General features: G+C 69.4%; 7 protein-coding genes. 1 reads left to right on the top strand and 6 read right to left on the bottom strand.

Annotated features, from left to right (window positions below):
• Positions 1-73: 73 nt before the first annotated feature.
• The 5 genes from ACWIE7_RS13860 to glmU form a co-directional block, all read right to left on the bottom strand.
• Complete coding sequence (locus tag ACWIE7_RS13860; RefSeq protein ID WP_452100646.1) at positions 74-703, bottom strand: 50S ribosomal protein L25/general stress protein Ctc; 630 nt, start codon at positions 701-703, stop codon at positions 74-76.
• Positions 704-865: 162 nt separating this feature from the next.
• Entirely contained in the window at positions 866-1,522 is a 657-nt protein-coding gene (locus tag ACWIE7_RS13855) for a phosphoribosylanthranilate isomerase (RefSeq protein WP_454058070.1), read from the bottom strand.
• 4 nt (positions 1,523-1,526) lie between these two features.
• Positions 1,527-1,868: an arsenate reductase (glutaredoxin) gene (gene arsC, locus ACWIE7_RS13850; protein ID WP_230930016.1), complete on the bottom strand. Its 342-nt coding sequence runs from the start codon at positions 1,866-1,868 to the stop codon at positions 1,527-1,529.
• An 11-nt stretch (positions 1,869-1,879) separates the two neighbouring features.
• Positions 1,880-2,857: a ribose-phosphate diphosphokinase gene (locus tag ACWIE7_RS13845; protein WP_295649082.1), complete on the bottom strand. Its 978-nt coding sequence runs from the start codon at positions 2,855-2,857 to the stop codon at positions 1,880-1,882.
• The gene (gene glmU, locus ACWIE7_RS13840) at positions 2,854-4,335 is read right to left on the bottom strand and encodes a bifunctional UDP-N-acetylglucosamine diphosphorylase/glucosamine-1-phosphate N-acetyltransferase GlmU (RefSeq protein WP_454069537.1); all 1,482 of its coding nucleotides are present in this window, start codon (positions 4,333-4,335) and stop codon (positions 2,854-2,856) included. Before glmU ends, ACWIE7_RS13845 begins: the two co-directional genes overlap by 4 nt.
• 126 nt (positions 4,336-4,461) lie before the next feature.
• Between glmU and ACWIE7_RS13835 the strand changes: the two genes are divergently transcribed.
• Complete coding sequence (locus ACWIE7_RS13835) at positions 4,462-5,754, top strand: MFS transporter (protein ID WP_452100643.1); 1,293 nt, start codon at positions 4,462-4,464, stop codon at positions 5,752-5,754.
• Positions 5,755-5,766: 12 nt separating this feature from the next.
• On the opposite strand, the gene ACWIE7_RS13830 is transcribed toward ACWIE7_RS13835, so the two are convergent.
• On the bottom strand, positions 5,767-6,378 hold the full coding sequence (locus tag ACWIE7_RS13830; protein WP_454058073.1) for a flavodoxin family protein: 612 nt from the start codon (positions 6,376-6,378) through the stop codon (positions 5,767-5,769).
• Between the last annotated feature and the right edge of the window lie 24 nt (positions 6,379-6,402).

Raw genomic sequence — 6,402 nt, 5'->3', positions numbered from 1 at the left:
GTGATCGTCGTGCCGGGCCCGGTCCGGTGAGGCAGCCGTCAGGCCGCGTCCGCGTGCATCACACGCGGGAGGCTCACTCCTCCTCGGCAGCCTTCGCGGCGTCCTCGGCGGCCTCGCCCTCGGGGGCCTCTTCCTCGTCCGACTCGAGGTCGGCCTCGGTCGGCGCCTCGATGACGTTGACGAGCAGGGTCTCCGGGTCGGAGATCAGGGTGGCGCCGGTGGGCAGCGTGACGTCGGCGGCGGTGAACTGGGTGCCCGCCTCGACGCCGGCGATCGAGAGCTCGAACTCCTCGGGGATGTTGGTGGCCTCGACCTCGACCTCGATGACGTCGGCATCGGTGGTGACCAGGGTGCCCGGGGCGGCCTCGCCCGTGACGAGGACGGCGATCTCGACGACGACCTTCTCGCCCTTCCTCACGACGAGGAGGTCGGTGTGCTCGATGATGCGGGTCAGCGGGTGCACGTCGATCTGCTTGGGAAGAGCGAGTTGCTCCTCGCCCTCGATATCGAGGGTCAGCAGGGCATTGGTGCCCGCGTAGCGCAGGATCGCGGCGAACTCGAGCGCGCCGAGAAGCAGGTGGCGGGGCTCGGTCTTGTGGCCGTACAGCACGGCGGGCACCTGGCCCTCGCGGCGGGCGCGGCGGGCGGAGCCCTTGCCGAACTCGGTACGGACGGCGGCAGTGAGCGCGTTCTTGTCGGACATGCGATGACCCCTAGGTGAGTATTTCCGGCCCGGCGCGAAGCGAGACCTCACGGAAAACCGCACTGGAGGTGATCGCGTCGATAACGGAGTGGCCGGGCGGCCCTCCCTCGCCGAGATGACCCGATAAGACTACCGTCGCCCGGTTCGGCTGCCCAAATCCGGTCAGGCCAGGGCCCGGGCGGCGCCGCGGACGAAGTCGCGGCAGAGTTCGGGCGACTTGTCGCCGTTCGGGTCGTCGACGCCGCTGTTGACGTCCACGCCGTAGGGGCCGACCTGCTCGGCGGCGGCACCCACGTTGCCCGGGTTCAGGCCACCGGCCAGGATCACCGGCGTCCCGATCGGGGCGACGGCCTCGACGATGCGACGGCTGATCGACCAGTCGTGCGTTTTGCCGGTTCCGCCGAGCCGGTCCTTCGAGCGCGAATCGAGAAGCAGCGCATCGCAGTGGGGTGCGGCCTCGACGGCGTCGTCGACGGCCTCCTCGCCGGAGACGTGGATGGCCTTGAGGACCTTCCTGCTGCCGGCGCCGGCGCGAACGGCCTTGAGGGTCTCGAGGGTGACGATGCCGTGGACCTGGATCGTGTTGACCCCGGTCTGGTCTGCCAGCTCGAGAATGCTCTCCGGGGTGTCCCGGTGGGTCACCAGCACGGTGGAGACGAACGGGGGAGTGGCCGCGGTGATGCGGCGGGCGACCTCCGGGGTCACCTCGTCCTCGCTGCGGTGGTTGATCCCGCAGATCAGTCCGATGGCGTCGGCTCCGCCCTCGAGTGCGATGCGCAGGTCGCTCTCGTTCCGGATGCCGCAGATCTTGGCTCTCATGGGGTCAGAGGATCTCTTCCACTGCAGCGGTGGGACGAGCCATGCGGGTGCCCTTGGGCGTCACCACGAACGGCCGCTCGATCAGTCGCGGGTGGGCGACCATCGCGGCGAGCAGCTCGTCGTCGGACGCCTCGAGGAGGCCGAGCTCGGTGAACTCGGCCTCCTTGACGCGCACCGCCTGCCGGACCGTCAGCCCGGCATCGGCGATGAGGGTGCGCAGTTCCTCGACGGTGGGCGGGGTGTCGAGGTACTTGATGATCGTCGGCTCCACGCCCCGCTCCCGGAGCAGCTCCAGCGCCTGCCGGGACTTTGAGCAGCGGGGGTTGTGGTAGATCGTGGCGTCCATCGCGGGCCTGCCTACGCGGAACCGTTGAACAGGCTGGTCACGGAGCCGTTCTCGAAGACCTCGTGGATGGTCCGGGCCAGCAGCGGCGCGATGGACAGCACGGTGAGGTTCTCGAAGCGCTTCTCCGGCGGGATCGGCAGCGTGTCCGTGGTGATGACCTCCTTGGCGCCGCACGACGCGAGTCGCTCGGCGGCCGGATCGGAGAAGATGCCGTGGGTGGTGGCGATGATGACGTCCCCCGCGCCGGCGTCCTTGAGCACCTTGACGGCGCCGGCGATGGTGCCACCGGTATCGATCATGTCGTCCATGAGGACGCAGGTGCGGCCCTCGACGTCACCGACGACTCGGTTGGACTTGACCTGGTTGGGCACATTGGGATCGCGGGTCTTGTGGACGAAGGCCAGCGGGGCGCCGTCGAGGGCGTCGGCCCACTTCTCGCCCACCTTGACGCGACCGGCGTCGGGGGAGACCACCACGATGTTGTCCGTGCCGTAGTGCTGGCGGACATAGTCCGACAGCTGCCCCTGGGCGTGCATGTGGTCGACCGGGCCGTCGAAGAAGCCCTGGATCTGGTCGGTGTGCAGGTCGACCGTGATGATCCGGTCGGCACCCGCGGTCTTGAGCAGGTCGGCGATGAGCCGGGCCGAGATGGGCTCGCGGCCGCGGTGCTTCTTGTCCTGGCGGGCGTACGGGTAGAACGGCAGAACCGCCGTGATGCGCTTGGCGCTGCCGCGCTTGAGCGCGTCGATCATGATGAGCTGCTCCATGATCCACTTGTTCAGCGGAGCCGGGGCGCTCTGCATCACGAAGGCGTCGCAGCCTCGGACGGACTCCTCGAAACGGACGAAGATCTCGCCGTTCGCGAAGTCACGGGCGGTCTGGGGGGTGACCTCGACACCCAGTTCCGCGGCCACCTGATCGGAGAGTTCGGGGTGTGCGCGCCCCGCGAAAAACATCAGGTTCTTCTGGTTGTCGATCCACTCGCTCACTGCGTGCGCCCGTCCTTATGAGAGTCGTTCCGGGTTCGAAGGGCGGCCGCCGCCGAGCCGGAGTCCGGCCGGTTCTCGATCACCCAGTCGTCGATGTTCCTCTGTCGTCCACCGGACACCGCGAGAGCTCCCGGCGGGACGTCGTCCTTGATCACGGTACCGGCGCCCGAGTAGGCGCCGTCGCCGACGGTAACCGGTGCCACGAACATGGTGTCCGATCCTGTGCGGCAATGATCGCCGATCACTGTACGGCTCTTGTTCACTCCGTCGTAATTGACGAAGACGCTCGAGGCCCCGATGTTGGTGTGCTCCCCGATCGTGGCGTCCCCGACGTACGTCAGGTGCGGCACCTTGGTGTGGGCGCCGACCCGCGACTTCTTGACCTCGACGAAAGTGCCGATCTTGCTGGACTCGCCGAGGTCGGCCCCGGGGCGTAGATAGGCGAACGGGCCGACCTCGGCGTCAGCCCCGATCGTGGCGCCGATCGCATGGGTGCGGATGACGGTCGCGCCCGCTCCGACCGTGGTGTCCTGCAGCGTGGTGTCGGGGCCGACGGTCGCGCCGTCGCCGATCTCGGTCACCCCCGTCAGATGGGTGCCCGGCAGGATCGTCACGTCCCGACCGATCGTGACGTCCACATCGACCCACGTGCTCGCCGGATCCACGATCGTCGCACCGGACCGCATCGCGTTCTCGCACAGCCGACGGTTCATCTCCGCCGACAGCGCTGCCAACTGCACCCGGTCGTTGACGCCGGCCACCTGGTCGGCGTCCTCGAGGCGGTGGCCGCGGATGAGGCCGTTGGCGCGCCGGGCCAGCTGGATGACATCCGTGAGATACAGCTCGCCCTGCGAGTTGTCGGTACTCAACTGTCCGAGCTTGTCCCGCAGGACCTGCCCGTCGAACGCATAGATGCCCGAGTTGACCTCGGTGATCGCCTTCTCGTCCTCCGTGGCGTCCTTGTGCTCGACGATCCGCAGCACCTCGCCGTCGTCGTTCCTCACGATCCGGCCGTACCCCGTGGGGTCGGGCGCCGTCGACGTGAGAACGGTGACCGCCGCCCGCGGCCGCATATCGTGGCGCGTCACCACCTCGCGCAGCGTGTCCGCGTCCAGGAGCGGGATGTCGGACGTGGTGACCAGCACCGTTCCCTCGAACCCCTCCGGCAGGCCCGACATGCCCGCGGCCACCGCGTCACCCGTGCCGTTCTGCTCCACCTGCACCGCCGTCGACACCGGGACCCCCAGGTCGGCGGCGATCTCGTGCACCGCGGCGGACACCGTCTCGCGCTGGTGGCCCACCACCACGACGATCGCGTCCGGGGAGATCCCGGCCGCCGCGTGCATGGCGTGGCCGAGCATCGTCCGACCACACACGCGGTGCAGCATCTTGGGCGTGTCGCTCTTCATCCGGGTGCCCGACCCTGCGGCCAGGATGATGACCGCGGTCTTCCCGCGGTCGGTCTGGGGTGTCGTCATCAAGTCTCCTCGGGCATGGCGGTGCCCAGTGGTGGGGTCGACGGTTCGGCCCAGGGTACGGACCGCGGTCAAGGATAGAGGGTGGTCGCGGTACTCCGGCTGATCCCGCGGGGTAGCGTGCCCGGAGTGTCAGTGTTCAGACGGCAGCTCGCGGACACCCGGCCGCTGAGCGAACCGGCCTTCCGTAGGTTGTGGCTCGCCAACATCGTGACGGTGATCGGCGCGCAGCTGTCGATCGTCGCGGTGCCGCAACAGGTCTTCCAGATCACCGGCAGCTCCGCCTACGTCGGATTGACGGGCGTGTTCGCGTTGGTGCCGCTCATCGTGTTCGGACTGTGGGGTGGCGCCCTGGCCGACGCGCTCGACCGGCGCAGGCTGCTCATGATCACCACGCTCGGGCTCATCGCGACCGCGGTGCTGTTCTGGCTCCAGGCCGCGGCGGGCAACCAGAACGTGTGGCTGGTCATGGTGCTGCTGGCGGTCCAGCAGGCGTTCTTCGCCGTCAACCAGCCCACCCGCGCGGCGATCATCCCGCGGCTGATCCCGTCGGACCAGCTCGCGTCCGCCTCCGCGCTCAACATGACGGTCATGCAGTTCGGGGCGATCGTCGGCCCCGTCTCGGCAGGCATCCTCATCCCTGTGGTGGGACTGGACACCCTGTACCTGCTCGACTCGATCGCCCTGCTGGCCACGCTGTGGGCGGTGTTCCGGTTGCCGCCCCAGCCCGTCGAGGGCGAGCGCCGGTCGGTCGGGTTGCGGTCGGTGTTCGACGGGTTCGTCTACCTGGCCACCCGCCGCATCCTGCTCGCCTCGTTCCTGGTCGACATCATCGCGATGGTCTTCGGCATGCCGCGTGCGCTGTTCCCGCAGATCGCCACCGAGTCGTTCGGCGACCCGGTCAGCGGCGGCACCGCACTGGGCATGCTCTTCGCGGCGATGAGTGTGGGCGCCGTGCTGGGTGGCGTGTTCTCCGGCTGGATCCCGCGTGTGCGACGCCAGGGCCTGGCGGTCCTGGTGTGCGTGGCGCTGTGGGGGTTGGCGATGGTCGCGTTCGGCCTCGTCGTGGCGGCGGCCTCGCCGGGCGGGTCGGCGTGGTGGCTGTGGCTGGCGCTCATCGCGCTGGCGTTCGGCGGCGCCGTCGACATGATCTCGGCCGCGTTCCGCCAGGCGATCCTGCTGGACTCGGCCACCGACGAGATGCGCGGCCGCCTGCAGGGCGTGTTCATCGTGGTGGTGGCCGGCGGGCCCCGCATCGGCGACGTTGCCCACGGCGTGGCCGCCGCGTCGGTGGGTACCGCGGTCGCCGCCTCGGGAGGTGGCGTGCTGGTGGTGATCGGTGTGGTGATCTGTGCTGTCGCGTTCCCGGCGTTCCTGCGCTACACCGTCCGCAGTGCGGTGGAGCGGGGAAGCAAGGGCTGAGCGGCCCCGGCCTCAGCCCGCCGGGTACTGCGCGCCCCGCAGCAGCCGCGCCAGGTGCGCCGCGTTTGCCGCCGCCGTCGAGTTGGTCGAGGCCACTGCCGACGGCGTCTCGTCGAGATCCAGGTAGTCCACCGGGTTCATGGCCTCGCCGTTCCAGTAGGTGCAGCCCTGCGCCGGGATGGTGAACCCGATGTCGCTCAGGCCCTGGAACAGGTCGGCGACGATCTTGTGCGCGCCGTCCTCGTTCCCGACCACCGCCACCACGGCCACCTTGCCGAACATGGCCGGGCGACCCTCGTCGTCGGTCGCGGACAGCTGCGCATCCAGCCGTTCGAGAACGCGCTGCGCGATGCTGGACGGGTTACCCAGCCAGGTCGGCGTGGCCAGCACCAGTACGTCGGCGGCCCTGACCTTCTCGAGGAGGGCGGGCCACTCGTCGCCGCCGCCCATGTCGTCCTCGACGCCCGGCCGCACGTCGTGGTCGACGACCCGCACGGTCTCCCCGGCGACCCCGTGGCCGGCGAGCTCGTCGAGCACCTGTCGTGCGATGAGTTCGCTACTGGACTCCGCGGGCGAGGCCTTGAGCGAGCAGACCAGCGCCAATGCCTTCAGATCCGTATCCATGTGCCGCACGCTAGGACCGTGGCC

The sequence above is a fragment of the Dietzia sp. NPDC055343 genome, from assembly GCF_053645265.1.
The sequence above is the reverse complement of the archived record's forward strand: the minus strand, read 5'-3'. Positions and strand labels throughout refer to the sequence as shown.